Origin of the sequence: Methylibium petroleiphilum PM1 (assembly GCF_000015725.1) — a bacterium.
GTDB classification, from domain to species: domain Bacteria; phylum Pseudomonadota; class Gammaproteobacteria; order Burkholderiales; family Burkholderiaceae_C; genus Methylibium; species Methylibium petroleiphilum.
Map to the genome: position 1 here is coordinate 1729543 of NC_008825.1, position 20072 is coordinate 1749614.

At 70.2% G+C, this 20072-nt stretch carries 18 protein-coding genes, 1 pseudogene and 1 riboswitch; of the genes and pseudogenes, 8 read left to right on the plus strand and 11 right to left on the minus strand.

The features are described 5' to 3' along the window. Positions 1 to 30: 30 nt before the first annotated feature. The 9 genes from MPE_RS08080 to thiC all read right to left on the minus strand — a co-directional run bounded on the left by MPE_RS08080 (position 31) and on the right by thiC (position 9379). Positions 31 to 1017 carry a thiamine pyrophosphate-dependent dehydrogenase E1 component subunit alpha gene (locus MPE_RS08080; RefSeq protein WP_011829201.1) on the minus strand — a complete coding sequence of 329 codons (987 nt, stop codon included), beginning with the start codon at positions 1015 to 1017 and terminating at the stop codon, positions 31 to 33. Positions 1018 to 1032: 15 nt separating this feature from the next. Beyond that, on the minus strand, positions 1033 to 2088 hold the full coding sequence (locus MPE_RS08085) for an ATP-NAD kinase family protein (RefSeq protein WP_011829202.1): 1056 nt from the start codon (positions 2086 to 2088) through the stop codon (positions 1033 to 1035). A 218-nt stretch (positions 2089 to 2306) separates the two neighbouring features. Then, positions 2307 to 2816, minus strand: a complete 510-nt coding sequence (tpx, locus tag MPE_RS08090; protein WP_011829203.1) for a thiol peroxidase — start codon at positions 2814 to 2816, stop codon at positions 2307 to 2309. A 90-nt stretch (positions 2817 to 2906) separates the two neighbouring features. Next, complete coding sequence (locus MPE_RS08095) at positions 2907 to 3395, minus strand: DUF1097 domain-containing protein (RefSeq protein ID WP_011829204.1); 489 nt, start codon at positions 3393 to 3395, stop codon at positions 2907 to 2909. 258 nt (positions 3396 to 3653) lie between these two features. Then, complete coding sequence (gene thiD, locus MPE_RS08100; protein WP_011829205.1) at positions 3654 to 5252, minus strand: bifunctional hydroxymethylpyrimidine kinase/phosphomethylpyrimidine kinase; 1599 nt, start codon at positions 5250 to 5252, stop codon at positions 3654 to 3656. Continuing rightward, positions 5249 to 6130, minus strand: a complete 882-nt coding sequence (locus MPE_RS08105) for a thiazole synthase (RefSeq protein WP_011829206.1) — start codon at positions 6128 to 6130, stop codon at positions 5249 to 5251. Before MPE_RS08105 ends, thiD begins: the two co-directional genes overlap by 4 nt. 44 nt (positions 6131 to 6174) lie before the next feature. Next, on the minus strand, positions 6175 to 6408 hold the full coding sequence (gene thiS / locus MPE_RS08110) for a sulfur carrier protein ThiS (RefSeq protein WP_011829207.1): 234 nt from the start codon (positions 6406 to 6408) through the stop codon (positions 6175 to 6177). Beyond that, positions 6405 to 7487 (minus strand): FAD-dependent oxidoreductase, encoded by a 1083-nt coding sequence (locus MPE_RS08115; protein ID WP_011829208.1) that lies wholly within the window; start codon positions 7485 to 7487, stop codon positions 6405 to 6407. Before MPE_RS08115 ends, thiS begins: the two co-directional genes overlap by 4 nt. Before the next feature lie 5 nt (positions 7488 to 7492). Next, positions 7493 to 9379 (minus strand): phosphomethylpyrimidine synthase ThiC, encoded by a 1887-nt coding sequence (gene thiC / locus MPE_RS08120; RefSeq protein ID WP_011829209.1) that lies wholly within the window; start codon positions 9377 to 9379, stop codon positions 7493 to 7495. A gap of 73 nt (positions 9380 to 9452) precedes the next feature. Continuing rightward, a riboswitch (TPP riboswitch) is annotated at positions 9453 to 9556 on the minus strand. A 411-nt stretch (positions 9557 to 9967) separates the two neighbouring features. Between thiC and MPE_RS08125 the strand changes: the two genes are divergently transcribed. The 4 genes from MPE_RS08125 (at position 9968) to MPE_RS08140 (ending at position 15354) form a co-directional block, all read left to right on the plus strand. Then, positions 9968 to 11968, plus strand: a complete 2001-nt coding sequence (locus MPE_RS08125) for a sigma-54-dependent Fis family transcriptional regulator (protein ID WP_011829211.1) — start codon at positions 9968 to 9970, stop codon at positions 11966 to 11968. 112 nt (positions 11969 to 12080) lie between these two features. Next, complete coding sequence (gene phaR / locus MPE_RS08130) at positions 12081 to 12668, plus strand: polyhydroxyalkanoate synthesis repressor PhaR (RefSeq protein WP_011829212.1); 588 nt, start codon at positions 12081 to 12083, stop codon at positions 12666 to 12668. A 63-nt stretch (positions 12669 to 12731) separates the two neighbouring features. After that, a complete protein-coding gene (gene rimO, locus MPE_RS08135) occupies positions 12732 to 14147 on the plus strand; it encodes a 30S ribosomal protein S12 methylthiotransferase RimO (protein WP_011829213.1) in 1416 nt (471 codons plus the stop codon). 7 nt (positions 14148 to 14154) lie between these two features. Next, positions 14155 to 15354, plus strand: coding sequence for a cystathionine beta-lyase (locus MPE_RS08140; RefSeq protein WP_011829214.1), 1200 nt, complete (start codon positions 14155 to 14157; stop codon positions 15352 to 15354). A 13-nt stretch (positions 15355 to 15367) separates the two neighbouring features. Here MPE_RS08140 and smpB read toward each other — a convergent pair whose 3' ends face one another. Beyond that, positions 15368 to 15835 (minus strand): SsrA-binding protein SmpB, encoded by a 468-nt coding sequence (gene smpB, locus MPE_RS08145; protein WP_011829215.1) that lies wholly within the window; start codon positions 15833 to 15835, stop codon positions 15368 to 15370. A gap of 29 nt (positions 15836 to 15864) precedes the next feature. Between smpB and MPE_RS08150 the strand changes: the two genes are divergently transcribed. Then, a complete protein-coding gene (locus tag MPE_RS08150) occupies positions 15865 to 16326 on the plus strand; it encodes a type II toxin-antitoxin system RatA family toxin (RefSeq protein WP_011829216.1) in 462 nt (153 codons plus the stop codon). Continuing rightward, positions 16313 to 16633, plus strand: a complete 321-nt coding sequence (locus tag MPE_RS08155; protein ID WP_011829217.1) for an RnfH family protein — start codon at positions 16313 to 16315, stop codon at positions 16631 to 16633. The genes MPE_RS08150 and MPE_RS08155 overlap by 14 nt, the downstream gene beginning before the upstream one ends. Here MPE_RS08155 and MPE_RS08160 read toward each other — a convergent pair. Continuing rightward, a complete protein-coding gene (locus MPE_RS08160) occupies positions 16617 to 17114 on the minus strand; it encodes a DUF4124 domain-containing protein (RefSeq protein ID WP_011829218.1) in 498 nt (165 codons plus the stop codon). The two genes, MPE_RS08155 and MPE_RS08160, sit on opposite strands and share 17 nt — an antisense overlap. Positions 17115 to 17263: 149 nt before the next feature. On the opposite strand from MPE_RS08160, the gene guaB reads away from it, so the two are divergent. Then, on the plus strand, positions 17264 to 18733 hold the full coding sequence (gene guaB / locus MPE_RS08165) for an IMP dehydrogenase (protein WP_011829219.1): 1470 nt from the start codon (positions 17264 to 17266) through the stop codon (positions 18731 to 18733). Positions 18734 to 18778: 45 nt separating this feature from the next. Next, positions 18779 to 20065, plus strand: a pseudogene (locus MPE_RS08170) (MFS transporter); the annotation flags it as partial. Between the last annotated feature and the right edge of the window lie 7 nt (positions 20066 to 20072).

The window sequence follows — 20072 nt, forward strand, 5'->3', positions numbered from 1 at the left end:
TGTTCGGGTGTCTTGTGGTGTGCGCGCGCTTCAGTAGGACACGTACACGTCGGTCAGCAGGTCGGCGGCGGTGGGCAGCGGGGCGGCCTTGGCCTGCTTCACCGCGTCTTCGATCAGTGCGGCCACTTCCTTGTCGATCGCCTCGAGTTCCGCCGCGCTGATCACGCCGGCCTTCGTGACATGCGCCTTGAACTTCAGCAGGCAGTCCTGGTTGGTGCGGATGTCGTCGAGCTCGCCCGGGGCGCGGTAGGTCTGCGCGTCGCCCTCGAAGTGGCCGTAGAAGCGGACCATCTTCACTTCGAGCAGCGAGGGGCCGCCGCCTTCACGGGCGCGCTTGATCACTTCGCCGGCGGCCTCGTAGACTGCGAAGAAGTCGGTGCCGTCCACCGTGATGCCGGGCATGCCGAAGCCGGAGGCGCGGTCGACGTAGCTGTCCACCGCGGTGCCGTAGTCGCGCGAGGTCGATTCGGCGTAGCCGTTGTTCTCGACGACGAAGATCACCGGCAGGGTCCACACCGCGGCCAGGTTCAGGCTCTCGAGGAAGGTGCCCTGGTTGGAGGCGCCGTCACCGACGAAGCAGATGCCGACCTCGTTCTTCTTGCGGAACTTCGCGGCCAGAGCCGCGCCGCAGATCAGCGGTGCGCCGGCGCCGAGGATGCCGTTGGCACCCATCATGCCCTTGGACAGGTCGGCGATGTGCATCGAGCCGCCCTTGCCGTTGCCGCAGCCACCCTTCTTGCCGTAGATCTCCTTCATCATCGCGACGACGTCCACGCCCTTGGCGATGCAGTGGCCGTGGCCGCGGTGCGTGGAGGCGATGCGGTCACCGTCGCCCAGGTGGCTCATGATGCCCACGCCGCCTGCCTCCTCACCGGCGTACAGGTGCACGAAGCCGGGGATGTCGCCGCGGCCGAAGTCCACGTGCAGTCGTTCCTCGAAATCACGGATCGTGCGCATCGAGCGATAGCAATTCAGCAGCGCTTCCTTGCTCAGAGGGAACGGGTTCTTGCCTGCCATGGTGTTGTCTCCTATCTAGGCTGGGTGGGTCATGAGGCGGAACAGGCCTTCGCTCGCAGCGAGCTGCATGCAACGGGCCACGTCCACCGTGGGGAAAGCGTTCTCGCGCAGCGTGATCTCCACGCGGTCGCCGGTGTCGAAGGTCAGCTCGCGCTCGCCGTCGAGCGCCACCACGCCGGCGTCGAGCGCCACGGCGAAGGGCTGGCCGGCCGGCATGGCTTCCCAGTGCGCGATGCCGACCGGACGCACCATGCCCGGCGCGATCGGCGCCAGCAGCTGGAGCTTGCGCGTCGCGGGGTCTTCGCTGAGCTGGATGGCCAGGCCGCCCGGGTCGCGCCGGCCGACCGGGTGCAGCAGCCCGCCGATGGCGGACAGGCCGATCGCCTGCGGTTCGGCGAAGGTCAGGTAGGCGGCGGCCAGGCTCTCGGTCTTCCAGACCGCGCGTGCGCCGATGAAGCGATCGGTCGAGATCACCGCGTCGACCAGCGCGATGTCGCGCCGCTCGCCCTCGTTGATCGACACCTCGAGCAGCTTGTTCGGCATCAGCGCCTGCGCGTCGCTCAACTGGCCCGAGGCGTAGAGACCGACCGCGATGCCGGTGATGGTCGACTCGCGCATCTCGGGGAAGGCATTGTTGGTGCCGGTGGACAAGCCGGCGATCGGGATGTCCGCACATTCGCGCACCACTGCGCGGTGGGTGCCGTCGCCGCCGAGCACGACGATCGCCCGCACGCCGGCCTGGCGCATCAGGCGCGCTGCGGTGAAGGTGTCGTTCACCGTGGTCGTGGGTTCCATGTCCACGAACTCGAGCTCCGGGAAGGCGTGATGCATCTCGTGCTCGCGCTTGAGGTTGCGCGTCAGCATGGCGCGGATGCCGCCGTTGTCCGGCATCATCAGAACCTTCTTCACGCCCATCGCGCCGGCCGCGCTCATCACGCGCATCACGATGCTCACGCGATCGGTGATCTGCAGGTTGCCGGCGTTCGCGATGATGCGGCGGATATCGCGCGCCGACACGGGGTTCGCGATGATGCCGATGCAGGGTGCCGAGCTCGCTCCGGGAGCGGACATGCGGAAGTCTCCAGATTTCGTTATGCGGCTGTCAGCGCAAGCCGCGTGCCATGCCGGGGGCGCCGTGGCGAATCGGGCTGCAGGCCGCGCCGATGCTGGATTCGCCCCACGGCAGTGCGATCGGGCGCGGACGCTGCGGCGTCGCAGCGAGACAGGTGTGACAGGCTCGATGCGACAGCCGTCGCGCCGACGCATCGGTCGCGCCCGGCGGTGGCGGATCAGCAGCTTCGGGTCAGCGCGGCAGCGGCCAGCGCGTAGTCGGGTTCGTCGGTGATCTCGCGCACCAGCTGCGCGTGCAGCACGCGGTTGTGGCCGTCGAGGACCAGCACCGCACGCGCGGTCAGGCCCTTGAGCGGGCCGCTGACGATGTCGACGCCGTAGGCGCGCGCGAAATGCGGGCTGCGGAACAGCGACAGCGCGACCACGCGGTCGAGCTGGGCCGCGTCGATGCGGCTCTGCGTGGCGAATGGCAGGTCGTGCGAGATCGACAGCACCACGGTGCCGGGGGTCTGGCGCGCGTGGTCGTTGAAGCGGCGCAGCGACGCCGCGCAGGTCGGCATCTCCAGGCTGGGCACGATGTTGAGCAGCTTGCGCTGCATGCCGAACTGCTCGAGGCCGACGTCGACCAGGTCCTTGCCTGTCAGCGTGAACTTGGGCGCCTCGTGGCCGACCACCGGCAGGTGGCCTTCGGTGTAGACGGGGGTGCCCTTGAGGGTCAGGCGCGTCACGGGCGTTCTCCAGGGGGGCCGGGAATCCGCAGCGGCCGGCGTGCCGTCGTGCCGCCGCTGCGGGTCGTCATCGTGCGATGCCGGCGTGGTTCAGGCCGGCGCCTTGGCGGTCATCGCCTGGCCCACGCGCTCCGAGATCAGCCCCATCACGGCGCCGCACACGATGGACACCAGCACCCAGCCCAGCTTGCCGTCGAGCGGCGCGCCGGCACCGAAGAACGACGCCGCGCCGATGAAGGCACCGGGGATGAAACTGAACAGGTCCACCTTCGACAGCTGACACAGCGCCCAGCCCAGCACCGCGAGCAGCAGGCTGAAGATCACCAGGCCCACGCCCTGCACCCCGCCGCCGAGCTGGCCGTTGAGCCAGACGATCGCCGCCGAGATCAGCGTGCCGGCGAAGGCGCTGGCGATCGCCTTCACGAGCCCGGCCTTGCCGCCGCCGGCGGCGTAGAACGAGGCCCAGGTCAGGAAGGTGATCCAGGTCATCACCTTGGGCTCCAGGTAGCCGAGCGTGGCGAAGCACCAGATGCCGACCCAGAGGCCGACGCTGAGCGAGATCGCGTTCAATGCATTCATGTGGTTTGTCTCCTTGGGGTGGATGCACTCGTTCGTCGACCCGCGGGGCGCGGGCCGCACCTGTCTGTTCGCAGGCGGGCTGGAGGTGCAATCGCCATGCCCATGGCCGGCGCGACAACAGCCCCGGGCGAGAGGTGCGCGTTCGTGGTGGCGTCGCCACAATCTCGGCCTCGCGGGCGGCCCGCCGCGGCGCACGGCGGGCCGGTGTCGCACCGGCGCATCGGTACGAGACACACCTGTCGCAGCGACGCCCGTCGCTCAGGAGGGCCGGGGTGCGACGCTCAGGGCGAGCGAGGGGTGCGGCAGCGCGGGCACCGGCGCCGGCGTGGGAGCCTGGCGCCCGGCCTGCAGCGCGCGCTGCAGCGACGGCAGCACGCGCGCCGGGTCGTCGCCCAGCACGCGGACCGCACACACGCCGTCGGCGCCGCAGCGCGCCGCGGCTTCCACCCGCTCGGGCGTCAGGATGCCGCCGATCGCGACCACCGGCCGGCCGGCCATGGCGCACCACCACGCCAGGTTGTCCAGGCCCTGGGGCCGCCACGGCATGGCCTTGGTCAGCGTGGGCCAGACCGGGCCGCAGGCGACGTAGTGGGGCGCCAGCGTGCGGGCGCGCGCCAGCTCCCACAGGCTGTGCGAGCTGATGCCGAGCGCGAGCCCGCTGGCGCGCAGCCGCGCCCGGCCCTCGTCGCCCAGCGCCAGCAGGTCCTCCTGGCCCAGGTGCACGCCGGGGGCACCCAGTTCGGCGGCGAGCTGCCAGTGGTCGTTGACGAACAGCGCGGCGCCGGTCCCGCGCGCTGCGGCGATGCCGCGCTGCAAGGTGGCACGCAACGCGGGATGCCAGCCGGCGTCGGGGACGGCTGGCGTCTTGAGGCGCAGCTGCAGCGTGCGGACGCCGGCGGCCAGCACCTGCTCCGCCCGCGCGGCGCTGTCGACGATGGCATAGAGGCCGAGCGAGGCGGGCGGTGCCTCAGACTCGGCAGCCGGCGCGAACACCGGCGCAGCGCCCCACGACAGCCAGGGCATCAGGCTCGGATCGCTGGCGAACCCGGCCGCGGCCCGCACCGGCCCGCGGCCCGCGCCGGCCGGGTGAGCGTGGCGCAGTGCGTGGCCGGTCGCCATCTTGGCCAGTACCAGCGCGTCGGCCGGCACGAAGCCGAGCGCCAGGGCGGCCGCCGCGCTGCTGGCGAAGGTGCAGCCGCTACCGTGGTGGTGTGGCGTGGCGATGCGCGGCGCGGCGAGCCAGCCGTCGGCCTGCTCGGTGGCCATCCAGTCCAGCACGCGGCCGTCGAGGTCGGCGGCGTCGCCGCCGGTGATGCAGACCGCCTGCGCGCCGCGGCGCCGCAGCGCCAGCGCCTGAGCCGGCAGGCCGGCCGTGCCAGCCTCGGGCTGGCCCAGCAGCGCAGCCGCCTCGCGGCGGTTCGGGGTGATCAGCGTGGCGCGGGGCAGCAGCAGCTCGCGGTAGGCGGCCAGCGTGTCGGGGTCGGCGAAGGTGGCGCCGCTGCTGGCCGCCAGCACCGGGTCGACCACCAGCGCCACCGGCTGACGGCGCCGCAGCCGGTCGATCCAGTGCGCGACCCGCCGCACATGTTCCGCGCCGCCGAGCAGCCCGGTCTTCACCACCTGGGGCGGCAGGTCGTCGGCCAGCGCCTCCAGTTGCGCCTCCAGCGCAAGCGGCGGGAGCCGCTCGATGCGCGTGACCGCGAGCGAGTTCTGCGCGGTGACGGCCGACACCACCGGGCAGAGGTGCACGCCGAAGGCGTCGGCCGCGCGCTGGTCGGCGCTGAGGCCGGCGCCGCCGCCGCTGTCGGTGCCGGCGATGCTCCAGACCACCGGACGGGTCGTGCGCTCCGCCGTCATGACGCGTCCGCCCGCAGCGCCGCCGAGCCGGCCGGCGGGTCCGGCAGCGTGAAGGGCTGGCCGCTGACCGGCGTGCTGGCGACGGCGAAGTCCTGGCGCGCCATGACGCCGGCCCGCCAGGCGGCGCGGCCGGCTTCGACGGCCAGGCGGAAGGCACGCGCCATCGCCACCGGTTCGCGCGCGTGCGCGACGGCGGAGTTGAGCAGGACCGCGTCGAAGCCCAGCTCCAGCGCCTGCGCGGCATGCGAGGGCGCGCCGAGTCCGGCGTCGATGATCAGTGTGGTGTCCGGCAGGCGTTCGCGCAGCGTGCGCAGCGCGAACGGATTCAGCAGGCCCTGGCCCGAGCCGATCGGCGCGCCCCAGGGCATCAGCAGCGGGCAGCCGGCATCGAGCAGGCGACGGCAGCTGACGAGATCGTCGGTGCAGTAGGGAAACACGGTGAAGCCGTCGCGCACCAGCTGCGAGGCCGCCGTCAGCAGCTCGAACGGATCGGGCTGCAGCGTGTGCTCGTCGCCCACCACCTCGAGCTTGAGCCAGGGCGTGTCGTAGAGCTCGCGCGCCATGTGCGCCAGTTGCACGGCCTCGCGCGCGGTGCGGCAGCCGGCGGTGTTGGGCAGCAGGCGCGCGCCGGTGTCGCGCAGGGTCTGGCGGATGGTGGCGATGTAGCCGTTGTCGCCGGCCGCCGCGAGCGTGCGCTTGAGGCCCACGGTGACCACCTGCGTGCGCGCCGCACGCAGCGCGCCCTGCAGCACCGCCGGAGAAGGGTAGCCGGCGGTGCCGAGCAGGAAACGGCTGTGCAGGCGCACGCCGCCCACCTGCCAGGGATCGTCGTTGGCCATGTCGGCTGGCGGGGGGACGGCCGGGGTTGCTTGGAGCATGGGGAGGTCCTCGTGGAAAAGCGGTCGTGCGGGGATCGATGGGCTCAACCGCCGACGATGGGTTGGAACAGCAGGATCTCGTCGCCGTCCTGCAGCACGTGGCCGGCGCGCAGGGCACGGGCGACGAACTCGCCGTTGACGGCGGTGGTGATGGCCTCGGGCGCTTGGCCGAGCAGGCGCAGCAGGTCGGCCAGCGTGCTGCCGCGTGCGAGCCGGCAGCCGCGGCCCTCGAGATGCACCGTGACCATCGTGTCCTCGTGTGCCGGCGGGCCGCTCATCGCTCGATCTCCGGTCCGGGCAGCGCGGCGTCGGCACGCAGCCTTGCCCAGGCGGCCAGCGCGTCCTCCACCAGCGCCGGCGCCAGCAGCCAGCCGTGACGGAACAGGCCGTTGACGGCCACCCGCTGCGGCGTGACGTCGATGTGCGGCCGGTTGTCGGGCAGCGCCGGGCGCAGGTTGCGGTCGAGCCGCAGGATGCGTGACTCGGCCAGCGCCGGCATCACGCTGTGCGCGGCGGCCATCAGCTCGACGGCGCTGCGCAGCGACATCGGCGAACGGTCCTCGCTCTCGATCTCGGTCGCGCCCAGCAGCACGATGTCGCCGGGTCGCGGCACCAGGTAGACGCGGTGCCGCGGGTGCAGCAGCCGCACCGGCCGCAACAGGCCGTGGCCGGGGGCGTGCAGCCACACGGTCTCGCCGCGTACGCCGCGCAGCGGCAGCGTCGGCCGCCCGCCGAGGCCGCGCACGTCGAACACCGTGTCGAAGCGCCGCCAGCCGGACTCGGCGCCGTCGATCTGCAGCGCGCCGTCGTGCAGCGTGCCGACGCGGCAGCCCCAGTGCCACTGCACGCCGGGGGCATGGTGGTAGAGCGAGAACATTGCCTTCACCGGCTCGATCTGCGCCTCGCCGGGAAGCAGCCAGGCATGGCCGGGCGGCTGCAGCGCGGGCTCCATGTCGGCCAGTTGCTGCGCCGACAGCGGCGAGGCGGTCGCGCCCGGGACCGCCGCCAGGCGCGCCAGCACGCGCTGCGCGGTGGCGAAGTCGTTGCGGTGCGCGAGCAGCAGGCTGCCGAGCTGGCCGAAGGCGGGCGGGTCGGGCAGTGCGGCGACGATGTCGCGCCACAGCGAAATGGAACGCCAGCCGAGCGTCGCGATGTCCGGGCCGGCGTTGTCGAGTTCCGCCAGCGGGCTGAGCATGCCGGCCGCGCTGAAGGCCGCGGCGCCCTGGCCGTCGAAGCGCGGCTGCGGGCCGGGCGCCGGGTCGAACACGCTGACGCGGTGGCCGGCGCGCGCCAGCCGCCAGGCCAGCAGCCGGCCCAGCAGGCCGGCGCCGGCGATGCCGAGATCGAGCAAGGGCATGGCGTTCAGCCCTTGTCGACGGCGAGCGGGATGTAGATCTCGCCGCCGGCCTGCCGGAACTGGCTCGACTTCTCGGCCATGCCGGCGCCCAGCGCCTGCGCCTCGCTGACGCCGCGCTGCGCGGCGTAGTCGCGCACCTCCTGGGTGATCTTCATCGAGCAGAACTTGGGCCCGCACATCGAGCAGAAGTGCGCCACCTTGCTGGCGTCCTTGGGCAGCGTCTCGTCGTGGAAGTCGCGTGCGGTGTCGGGGTCCAGCGAAAGGTTGAACTGGTCCATCCAGCGGAACTCGAAGCGCGCCTTGGACAGCGCGTCGTCGCGGGCGCGAGCGCCGGGGTGACCCTTGGCGACATCAGCCGCGTGCGCGGCGATCTTGTAGGCGACGATGCCCTGCTTCACGTCCTCGCGGTCGGGCAGGCCCAGGTGTTCCTTGGGCGTCACGTAGCACAGCATCGCGGTGCCGAACCAGCCGATCATGGCCGCGCCGATGGCGCTGGCGATGTGGTCGTAGCCGGGCGCGATGTCGATCGTCAGCGGCCCCAGCGTGTAGAACGGCGCCTCGTGGCAGTGCTTGAGCTGCTCGTCCATGTTGGCCTGGATCATGTGCATCGGCACGTGGCCCGGGCCTTCGATCATGGTCTGCACGTCGTGCTTCCAGGCCACCTGGGTCAGCTCGCCCAGCGTGCGCAGTTCGGCGAACTGCGCCTCGTCGTTGGCGTCGGCGGCCGAGCCGGGGCGCAAGCCGTCGCCGAGCGAGAAGCTCACGTCGTAGGCCTTCATGATGTCGCAGATGTCCTCGAAGTGCTCGTAGATGAAGCTCTCGCGGTGGTGCGAGATGCACCACTTGGCCATGATCGAGCCGCCACGCGAGACGATGCCGGTGCGGCGGTCCGCGGTGAGGTGGATGAAGGGCAGGCGTACGCCGGCGTGGATGGTGAAGTAGTCGACGCCTTGCTCGGCCTGCTCGATCAGCGTGTCGCGGAAGATGGCCCAGGTGAGGTCCTCGGCCACGCCGCCCACCTTCTCGAGCGCCTGGTAGATCGGCACGGTGCCGATCGGCACCGGCGAGTTGCGCAGGATCCAGTCGCGCGTGGTGTGGATGTTGCGACCGGTGGAGAGGTCCATCACGTTGTCGGCGCCCCAGCGGATCGCCCACACCAGCTTCTCCACCTCTTCCTCGATGCTCGACGTGACGGCCGAGTTGCCGATGTTGGCGTTGATCTTCACCAGGAAGTTGCGGCCGATCGCCATCGGCTCCACTTCGGGGTGGTTGATGTTGGCCGGGATGATGGCGCGGCCGCGCGCCACCTCGTCGCGCACGAACTCAGGCGTCACGATGGCCGGGATCTGCGCACCCATCGGGTTGCCGCGCAGGCGCTGTTCGCGCGGGGCGTCGCCGAGGTACTCCCGCATCCACTCGCGCTTGCCGTTCTCGCGCAGCGCCACGTACTCCATCTCGGGCGTGACGATGCCGCGGCGCGCATAGTGCATCTGCGTGACGTTGGCGCCGGCCCTGGCACGGCGCGGAGGCCGCTGCAGCGCTGCGGCGTCGAGGCGCAACTGTTCGATGCGCTCGGCCTCGCGGTCCTCGTGCTTCGCGCCGTCGTCCAGCGCCTGGTGCAGCCGGCCGGCATAGACCTCGGTGTCGGCACGCTCGTCGAGCCAGGGCGTGCGCACGCTGGGCAGGCCGCGCCTCACGTCGATCGCGACGCCGGGTTCGGTGTACGGACCCGAGGTGTCGTACAGCGAGACGGTCTCGCCGTTGGTCAGCGTCACTTCGCGCATCGGTACGCGCAGGTCGCTGCGCGAGCCTTGCAGATAGGACTTGCGCGAGGCGGGGAAGGGCTCGCGTGTCAGCGAGAGCAGGGTGGCGAGCTTGTCGGGGGCGTTCATCGTGGGCTCCTTCGTGAGAGTGATTGCTCCGAAGGTCGCCCCATGAAGACGCCCACCCGGGAAGGGGTGACGCCGCTGGAGTGAGAGCTCTTCTTCCGCCGGTACTAACCGGTTCAAGTTCGCGGGTTCGGATAACCGTCTCAGCACGCAGAACAGCGTGCACCCCGGAGCAGTGCTCATTTTGGAAGGGGGCGGGAACGACTGTCAATGCAGGGCGGCGATGAATTTCAGTCGAATCGTTTTCACGCACCCGAAGGCGATGCGACACCTGTCGCAGACGAGGATCTGCATGCGACAGATGTCGCAGGCCTCGAGCGCGCGGAGATGGCTTGGCGTCAGGTCCGCGCAGGAGAACGAGCGCGACGCGGCCGAGGGCGCCGGTGGGCATGCTGCGTGCTATTGCAGGGGCGGTCGCTGCAGCGCGTGCAGTGGCCGCCGGTGTGTCCGGGACGCGCCTTTCGCGTGGCGCGCCCCATGAATCCCGGGGGTTTCCGCTGTGGCACAGCCCATGGCGATCGAGCGATCATCGAACAACAAGAAGAACTTCAGCCATCGGGAGTAGACGGCAGAAGCCATCGGAGGTGACGAATGATTTCTGAGCGCACGCAGCACATCGACAACGTGGTGTCGGTTGTCACCAACCCCATCGACGAGGCGTCCGAGAAGAGCCGCGTCTACAAGTCCTGGGCCCGCTGCGTCAACGACTACGGGCTCGATCCTTCTCGGCCGACGCCGGCGCGCATCCTGCCGTCGCAGGAGGTGCGCGAGCATCAGCAGCAGATCGAGGAGTTCCTGCGCGTCGCCCGCTCCGGCATGGAAGACATGTACCGCCGCGTGGCCGACCTCGGCTACATGCTGCTGCTGACCGACGCCGCCGGCATCACCGTCGACTACATCGGCAATCCGGCGTGGGACAGCGAGCTGCGCGCCGCCGGCCTCTACCTCGGCGCGGACTGGAACGAGGCTCACGCCGGCACCTGTGGTGTCGGCACCTGCCTGATCGAGCAGACCCCGATCACCTGCCACCAGGCCGAGCACTTCGACGCGACGCACATCGGGCTGACCTGCACCACCGCGCCGCTGTTCGACCCGAACGGCAAGCTGCTGGCCGTGTTCGACGTGTCGGCGCTGCGCTCGCCGCGCGCCAAGGACAGCCAGCACCTCGTGTTCCATCTCACGTCGATGTACGCGCAGATGATCGAGGACGCGAACTTCCTGCGCCACTTCCGCAAGAACTGGATCCTGCGTCTCGGCAAGTCCTGCGGCTTGGTCGACGTGTCCGGCGACACCATGCTGGCCTTCGACGACGACGGCCTGATCGTCGGGGCCAACACCGGCGCGCGCGCCAAGCTGTGGCCGTCGGCGCGCGGCCGTCAGGGCGGGGCGCTGGTCGGTCGCTCGCTGTCGGAGGTGTTCGCCACGCCGATGGAGGCCATCTGGCGCATCGCGCGGGCCGGCACGGGCCTGGACGTGTCGGTCACCTGCTCGGAGCCGCGTGAGCACTACTACGCCACGGTGGTCGCGCCGCGCGAGAAGGGCTCGCTGACCTCGCTGCTGGCGGACCGGCCGGTCGCGGTGTCGACCGTGGCCCGCTCGGCCGACAGCTTCCCGGCGCTGGACCGGCTGGCCGGTGGCGACCCGGCGATGGACCGCCTGCTGGTTCAGGCCAAGCGCCTGGTGGACCGCAAGGTCAACATCCTGATCCATGGCGAAACCGGCTCCGGCAAGGAAGTGTTCGCCAAGGCGCTGCACGAATCGAGTTCGCGCGCTCGCATGCCTTTCATCGCGGTCAATTGCGCGTCGATCCCCGAGTCGCTGATCGAGAGCGAGCTGTTCGGCTACACGCCGGGCAGCTTCACCGGCGGCAAGAGCAAGGGCATGAAGGGCCTGATCCTGCAGGCCCACGGCGGCACGCTGTTCCTCGACGAGATCGGCGACATGCCGCTGCATCTGCAGACGCGCTTCCTGCGCGTGCTGTCGGAATCCGAGGTGCTGCCTCTGGGTGCGGAGCGGCCGATCCCGGTCGACTTCACCGTCATCGCCGCGACCCACCGCGACCTGCGCGACCGCGTGGCCGCGGGCACCTTCCGCGAAGACCTCTACTACCGCCTGTGCGGCGCGACGATGTCTCTGCCGGCACTGCGCGAGCGCGCCGACAAGCGCTACCTGATCGAGTCGGTCTTCAACGACGAGGCGAAGGGTCTGACCGAGCACGCCGGCATTTCCGCGGAAGCGATGGAATTGCTGCTGACCTACAGCTGGCCGGGCAACATCCGCGAATTGCGCAACGTGCTGCGTTTCGCGCTGGCGATCAGCGGCGACGGGCCGGTGACGGTCGACGACCTGCCGCAGGAGATCGGCATGCAGCGCCTGGGACATGGCCGGCCGCTGCAGTTGCAGGCGAGACTGGGCGACGAAGGTATCGCGATGGCCGCGGGCGTTGACGACATCGACGCGGAGCGACTGCTCAACTCGCTCAAGCGCAACAAGTGGAACATCACGCTGGCCTCGCAGGATCTGAAGGTCTGCCGGGCCACGGTCTACCGGCAGATGAAGCGCTTCAAGATCACGCCGCCGAACCACCAGTAGCGCGCCGGGGGACCGCCCACCGCGCTGCAGTTGCTGCGGCGCGGCGGGAAAACCCTCCGGAGCCGCTGGCGCCCGCCTCCTAGAATGGGAATCCTTCTCAGGAGAGGATCCCATGACGCAAGCGAAAGTCCGGTCCCCGCGCAGCACGACCGCGCCGGCCGACGAAGCCCCGGACGCCGGCAACCTTCGGGTTCTGAAGAAGTACCCGAACCGCCGCTTGTACGACACCCAGACCAGCGGCTACATCACGTTGGCCGACGTGCGGCAGATGGTCCTCGACAACGAGAGCTTCGTCGTGCGCGACGCCAAGACCGGCGAGGACCTGACGCGCAGCATCCTGCTGCAGATCATCCTGGAGGCCGAGACCGGCGGCATGCCGATGTTCACGACGCCGGTGCTGGCACACATCATCCGTCTGTACGGCCACACGATGCAGGGACTGCTGGGCTCCTACCTCGAGAAGAACATCCAGGCCTTCACCGAGATGCAGAGCCGCTTCGCCGAGCAGTCCGGGCTGAGCACCGGCAAGGCCTACAGCCCCGAGCTGTGGGCGCAGTTCATGAACGTGCAGGCGCCGATGATGCAGGGCCTGATGAGCAGCTACCTCGACCAGTCGAAGAACCTGTTCGTGCAGATGCAGGAGCAGATGCACAAGCAGACCGAGAGCCTGTTCTCGGCAACCACCGGCGCGAAGAAGTAGCCGCCACCGGCCGGCCTCGGCCCACGCGAAGGCAGGACGACCCGGATCGGCGAAAATCCGCCGATGACCCAGACTGCTGATGCGGCTTCGACCGCCCTGACCTCGGGCGACGCCGCCTCCCGCAACATCCCCAAGATCGGCTTCGTCTCGCTCGGTTGCCCCAAGGCGCTGACCGATTCGGAGCTCATCCTCACGCAACTGCGTGCCGAGGGTTACGACACCTCGAAGAGCTTCGCTGGTGCCGACCTGGTGATCGTCAACACCTGCGGCTTCATCGACGACGCGGTGAAGGAGAGCCTCGACACCATCGGCGAGGCGCTGGCCGAGAACGGCCGGGTCATCGTCACCGGCTGCCTGGGCGCGAAGGCGGGCGAGGGCGGCGGCAACCTAGTGCGCCAGATGCACCCGAGCGTGCTGGCGGTGACCGGGCCGCACGCGACGCAGGAGGTCATGGACGCCGTGCACGTGCACGTGCCGAAGCCGCACGATCCCTTCGTCGACCTGGTACCGGCCTACGGCGTGAAGCTCACGCCCAGGCACTACGCCTACCTGAAGATCAGCGAAGGCTGCAATCATCGCTGCAGCTTCTGCATCATCCCCAGCATGCGCGGCGACCTGGTGTCGCGGCCGATCGGCGACGTGCTGAACGAGGCACGTGCGCTGTTCGAGTCGGGCGTGAAGGAACTGTTGGTGATCAGCCAGGACACCTCGGCCTACGGCGTCGACGTGAAGTACCGCACCGGCTTCTGGGACGGCAAGCCGGTGAAGACGCGCATGACCGACCTGGTGGAGCGCCTCGGCGAGCTGGCCGAGCCCTTCGGCGCGTGGGTGCGGCTGCACTACGTCTATCCCTATCCGCACGTCGACGAGATCCTGCCGATGATGGCCGGCGGCCGGGTGCTGCCCTACCTGGACGTGCCGTTCCAGCATGCGCACCCCGACGTGCTCAAGCGCATGAAGCGGCCCGCCAACGGCGAGAAGAACCTCGAGCGCCTGCAGCGCTGGCGCGAGGCTTGCCCGCAGATCGTGGTGCGCTCGACCTTCATCGCCGGCTTCCCCGGCGAGACCGAGGCCGAGTTCGAGCACCTGCTCGACTTCATGCGAGAGGCCCGCATCGACCGGGCCGGCTGCTTTGCCTACTCGCCGGTCGAAGGCGCGAGCGCGAACGCGCTGGCCGGCGCCTTGCCCGAGGCCGTGCGCGAGGAACGCCGGGCGCGCTTCATGGCGGTCGCCGAGGCGGTGTCGGCCGAGAAGCTGCGCGAGCGCGTCGGCGCCGAGATGCAGGTGCTGATCGATGCTGCACCGGCGCTCGGCAAGAAGGGCGGCCGAGGCCGCAGTTACGCCGACGCGCCCGAGATCGACGGCGTGGTGCACCTGCTGCCGCCGCAGAAGGCCTCGAAGCAGTTGCGCGTAGGCGAGTTCACGCGCGCCCGCATCGTCGGCACCCAGGGCCACGACCTGGTGGGCCAACCGCTGTGAGTCGCGCATGAGCGGCGGCAGCGACGACGGACGGCACGGGGACGATCCGCTCACCACCGGGCTGATCCACCACCGCTACGAGCCGCCGGCCGGCTTCGGCGCGGTGCCGCCGGCGGTGTACAAAGCCTCGACGGTGATCTTCCGCAACGTGGCGGCCCTGCGCGCCCGTAACTGGAAGGAGAAGACCGGCTACACCTATGGCCTGCACGGCACGCCGACCACCTTCACGCTCGAGGAACGCATCGCGACGCTCGAGGGCGGGCGCCGGACCCTGCTGGCGCCGAGCGGCCTCGCGGCGATCGTGCTGGTGAATCTGACCCTGCTCAAGTCGGGCGATGAGGTGCTGCTGCCGACCAACGTCTACGGTCCCGGCAAGGAGCTGGCACGGCAGGAGCTGGCGCGCCTCGGGGTCACGCACCGGTTGTACGACCCGCTGGATGCCGCGGCACTGGCTGCGATGATCGGACCGCAGACGAAGCTTGTCTGGCTCGAGGCGGCGGGATCGGTGACGATGGAGTTCCCCGACCTGGCCGGCCTGGTGGGCGCCTGCCGGGCGCGGGGCGTGACGACCGCGCTCGACAACACGTGGGGCGCCGGCGTCGCCTTCTCGCCCTTCGATCAGGGCGTCGACATCTCGGTGCACGCGCTGACCAAGTACCCGTCGGGTGGGGGCGACGTGCTGATGGGCTCGGTGACGACACGCGACGAGGCGCTGCACCAGCGCCTGACGATGACGCACATGCACCTCGGCCTGGGCGTCGGTGCCAACGATGTGGAGTTCGTGCTGCGCTCGCTGCCGACGCTGGCGCTGCGCTATGCCGCGCACGACGCCGCCGCGCGCCGGCTGGCGGCGTGGTGGCAGACGCGGCCCGAGGTGGTGCAGGTGCTGCACCCGGCACTGGCCGGCGCACCCGGCCATGCGCACTGGGCCGCCAGCTGCCGTGCCGCGGCGGGGCTGTTCTCGGTGGTGTTCGATGCGCGCTTCACGCAGACGCAGGTCGACGCCTTCGTCGATGCGCTGAGGCTGTTCAGGATCGGCTATTCCTGGGGCGGACCGATGAGCCTGGCGGTACCCTACGACCTGACCGTGCTGCGCGGACCGGCCTCGGCGGGGCAGGGCACGCTGGTGCGTTTCTCGGTCGGGCTCGAGGCCGTGGAGGATCTGCAGGCCGACCTCGAACAGGCCCTGGCCGTACTGCCGCCCTGAGGTGTCGTGGGGCTCAGGTGTCCTTGCGGGGGCTGCTGATCTTGTGCCGCATCAACTGGCCTTTCTCCCGCTCCCAGTCGCGCTTCTTCTCGGTCTCGCGCTTGTCATGCAGATCCTTGCCCTTGGCGAGGGCGATGTCGGCCTTCACGCGCCCGCCCTTGTAGTGCAGGTTCAGCGGCACCAGCGTGTAGCCCTTCTGCTCGACCTTGCCGACCAGACGACGGATCTCGTCCTTCTTCATCAGCAGCTTCTTGGTCCGGTCGGCCTGCGGGTGGACGTGGGTGGACGCGGTGCGCAGCGGGTTGATCCGGCAGCCGATCAGGAACAGCTCGCCGTCCTTGACGACGACGTAGCCATCGGTCAGCTGCACCTGGCCGGCGCGGATGGCCTTCACTTCCCAGCCTTCGAGCACCATGCCGGCCTCGAACTGCTCCTCGATGGTGTAGTTGAAGCGGGCCTTCTTGTTGTCTGCGATGGCCATGAAGCCTCTCAATAGAATCGCTTCATTGTATGAAGCACGTCAAGAAGTCCGTTCTGCTGTGGTACTCGGCGCAGGAGATGTACGCACTCGTCACCGACGTGCCGGCCTATCCGCAGTTCCTGCCGTGGTGCGACCGCACCGAGGTGCTCGAATCGACCGAGCACGGCATGACGGCCCGCCTGCATCTGGCCTACCACGGCGTCCGCCACGCGTTCACCACCCGCAACGAGCACCAGGCCGGCCGGTCGGTCGTGGTCTCGCTGGTCGACGGGCCGTTCTCGCAACTGGAGGGTGTGTGGCAGTTCGTGCCGCTGGGCGCCCCGGCCGACGACAGCGCGGCGCCGCGGGCCTGCCGCGTCGAGCTCGACCTGCGCTATGCCTTCAGCAGCCTCGCGCTGGAAGCGGTGGTGAGCCCGGTGTTCGATCGCATCGCCAACACCCTGGTCGACTCCTTCGTCAAGCGCGCCGAGCAGGTGCATGGGCCGCGTTGAGGGTCAGCCGGTGCGGGTGGAGGTGGCCTACAGCCCGCGCGGGCGCGCGGTCGACCTGAGCGAGCTGGTGCTGGCCGAGGGCTGCACCGCGCTGCAGGCGCTGCAGGCGAGCGGCCTGCTGGAGCGGCACCCGGAGATCGACCTGGCGGTGCTGCGCGTCGGCGTGTGGGGACGTCTGTGTCCGACGGACGAACGGCTGCGCGAGGGCGATCGGGTGGAGGTCTACCGACCGCTAACGGTCGATCCGAAGGAAGCGCGGCGCCTGCGCTACCGCCGCCAGCGCAGCCGGCTCAGCGGCACTCGGTGACCATCGCCTGGCGGGTCTGCTCGACCTCTCGGGCACGGGCGGCGTCGTCGAGGATCTCGCGCTCGCCCTGGGCGTTGGTGCGGGCGATGCGCTGGCCGCTGTCGAGCGAGCGCATGTAGGTGCGGGCGCGTTCGCAGTTCTGCGCCTTCTGCTGGGCGACACGTGCCTCGTCGGCGCGTCGCTTGGCGGCCTCTTCCTGCTCGGCCTGCTTGCGCTTGGCCTCGAGCGCGGGATCGCTGGCGCTGGCGGCAGCGGCCGGTGCCGACGCCGCACTCGCGGCGGGCTGCACGACCACCGGCGCAGCGCTCAGCGGGCGCTGCAGGATGTCCTTCGCCGGCGTACCGGAGGGCGGCGGCAGATCGCTGTACTGGACCTGGCCTCGGCCGTCGCGCCACTTCCATTGCGCCTGGGCCGGCAGGCAGGCGACGAGCACGCAGGCGCCGAGCAGGGCGCCGAGCCAGCGGGTGGTGAGTGCGGTCATGGCGCGAGTTTAGCGGTCGACCCGCGAACGGCCGTGCAGCGCGACGGCAGGGGTCCGGTCGCCGGCGGCAGCGAGCGTGCATTCCTCACGCCGGAACGTCGCACAGAGCCGCCTCCGTATAATCTGCTTTTGCGACTGGAGCTTTTCCCATGCGCCTTCTCGGCAAAGCACTCACCTTCGACGATGTGTTGCTGGTGCCCGCCTTCTCCCAGGTCCTGCCGCGCGACACCAGCCTGGCGACGCGTCTGTCCCGCAACATCACGTTGAACCTGCCGCTGGCGTCTGCCGCCATGGACACGGTGACCGAGGCGCGCCTCGCGATCGCGCTGGCGCAGGAGGGCGGCATCGGCATCGTCCACAAGAATCTCAGCCCCAAGCAGCAGGCCGCCGAGGTCTCGCGCGTCAAGCGCTACGAGTCGGGACTCCTGCGCGATCCGATCACCATTTCATCGGGCGTTCGGGTCCAGGACGTGATCAACCTGTCGCGCCAGCACGGCATCTCCGGCTTCCCGGTGGTCGACGACGGCAAGGTCGTCGGCATCGTCACGGGTCGCGACCTGCGCTTCGAGACCCGACTGGATGCGCCGGTGCGCGAGATCATGACGCCGCGCGAGCGCCTCGTCTCGGTCAACGAGGGCGCCACGCTCGAGGAAGCCAAGTCGCTGATGCACCGGCACAAGCTCGAGCGCGTGGTGGTCGTGAACGCCGCCAACGAGCTGCGCGGCCTGTTCACGGTGAAGGACATCACCAAGCAGACCAACTTCCCGAACGCAGCGCGCGACGCCCAGGGTAAGCTGAGGGTCGGCGCCGCGGTCGGTGTCGGCGAGGGCACCGAGGAGCGCGTCGAGGCGCTGGTGAAGGCTGGCGTCGATGCGATCGTCGTCGACACGGCGCACGGCCACAGCAAGGGCGTGATCGAGCGCGTGCGCTGGGTCAAGAGGAACTATCCGCAGGTCGACGTGATCGGCGGCAACATCGCCACCGGCGAGGCGGCGCTGGCGTTGGCCGAGGCGGGCGCCGACGGCGTGAAGGTCGGCATCGGGCCGGGCTCGATCTGCACCACCCGCATCGTCGCTGGCGTCGGCGTGCCGCAGATCACCGCGATCGACAACGTGGCCACCGCGCTCAAGGGCAGCGGCGTCCCGCTGATCGCCGACGGCGGCATCCGCTACTCCGGCGACATCGCCAAGGCCCTGGCCGCCGGCGCCAACACCGTGATGATGGGGGGCATGTTCGCCGGCACCGAGGAAGCGCCGGGCGAGATCGTGCTGTACCAGGGCCGTAGCTACAAGAGCTACCGCGGCATGGGCTCGATCGGTGCCATGCAGCAGGGCAGCGCCGACCGCTACTTCCAGGACAACACGGGCGCCAACCCGAACGCGGACAAGCTGGTGCCCGAGGGCATCGAAGGCCGGGTGCCCTACAAGGGCTCGGTGATCGCCATTCTGTTCCAGATGGCCGGCGGCTTGCGCGCCTCGATGGGCTATTGCGGCTGCGCCTCGGTGGAGGAGATGCGCGAGCGTGCCGAGTTCGTCGAGATCACCTCGGCCGGCATCCGCGAGAGCCACGTGCACGACGTGCAGATCACCAAGGAAGCGCCGAATTACCGCGCCGACTGAACCGACACGGCGGCACGCCGAGGGCGTGTCGATCCGTGGCGCCCGCGCCGACGGCGGGCTGGAAAGACCGAGCCGATGACCTCCCCGCCGCGGGCCCGCGTAGCGGCCATGCCCTTCATCCTGATCACGGTGCTGATCGACATGGTGTCGATCGGCCTGATCATCCCGGTGCTGCCGCTGCTGGTCGGCAGCTTCACCGGCTCGCCCTCCGACACCGCGTTCTGGTTCGGCGTGGTCACCTTCGCCTTTGCGATCGCCAACTTCTTCGGCTCGCCGATCCTCGGCGCACTGTCCGACCGCTACGGGCGCCGGCCGGTGCTGCTGATCGGCTTCTGCGGCCTCGCGCTCAACTTCTTCTTCACGGCGCTGTCGACGGCGCTGTGGATGCTGGTGGCGGTGCGCCTCGTCGGCGGGGCGATGCAGGCGAATGCCGCGGTCGCCAACGCCTACGTCGCCGACATCACGCCGCCCGAACAGCGGGCACGGCGCTTCGGACTGCTGGGCGCGATGTTCGGCCTGGGCTTCATCCTCGGGCCGGTGCTGGGCGGGCTGCTCGGCGCGATCGACCTGCACCTGCCGTTCTACGTGGCAGGCTCACTGGCGCTGGTGAACTGCCTGTACGGCTGGCTGGTGCTGCCCGAGTCGCTGCCTGCCGAGCGCCGGCGTGCGATCGACTGGAAGCGCGCCAACCCGTTCAGCGCGCTCCGGGACCTGGCCGGCCTGAAGGGCGTGGGCTCGCTGGTGGCGGTGCTGGCGCTGTCGGGGCTGGTGCAGTTCACACTGCACATCACCTGGGTGCTGTACACCACCTACAAGTTCGGCTGGGGACCGCTGGAGAACGGCTGGTCGCTGTTCGCGGTCGGGCTGATGTCGGCCCTGGTGCAGGGCATGCTGCTGGGGCGGCTGCTCAGGCGCTTCAGCGCGCAGCGGCTGGCGGTGACCGGCCTGGTGTCGTCGAGCCTGGCCTATGTCTGCTGGGGCCTCGCGACCGAGGGCTGGATGATGTACGTGGTGATCGCGTGCAACGTGCTCGGGTTCGGCGTCACGGCCTGCCTGCAGAGCATCGTGTCGAACGCTGCCGACCCGCGCACCCAGGGGCAGACGATGGGCGCGGTATCGTCATTGAACAGCCTGATGGCCGTGGTGGCGCCGGTGATCGGCGCACCGCTGCTCGGCCTGGTGTCGCACCTGCCGCAGGGCGACTGGCGCATCGGCGCCCCCTACTACTTCTGCGCCGCGCTGCAGGCCACGGCCATGCTGCTGGCGCTGCGGCATTTCCGTGCGCAGCGCGGCCAGCGCGCCGCGGCTGTCGCGACCGAATCTCCCGTCTGATCGAACC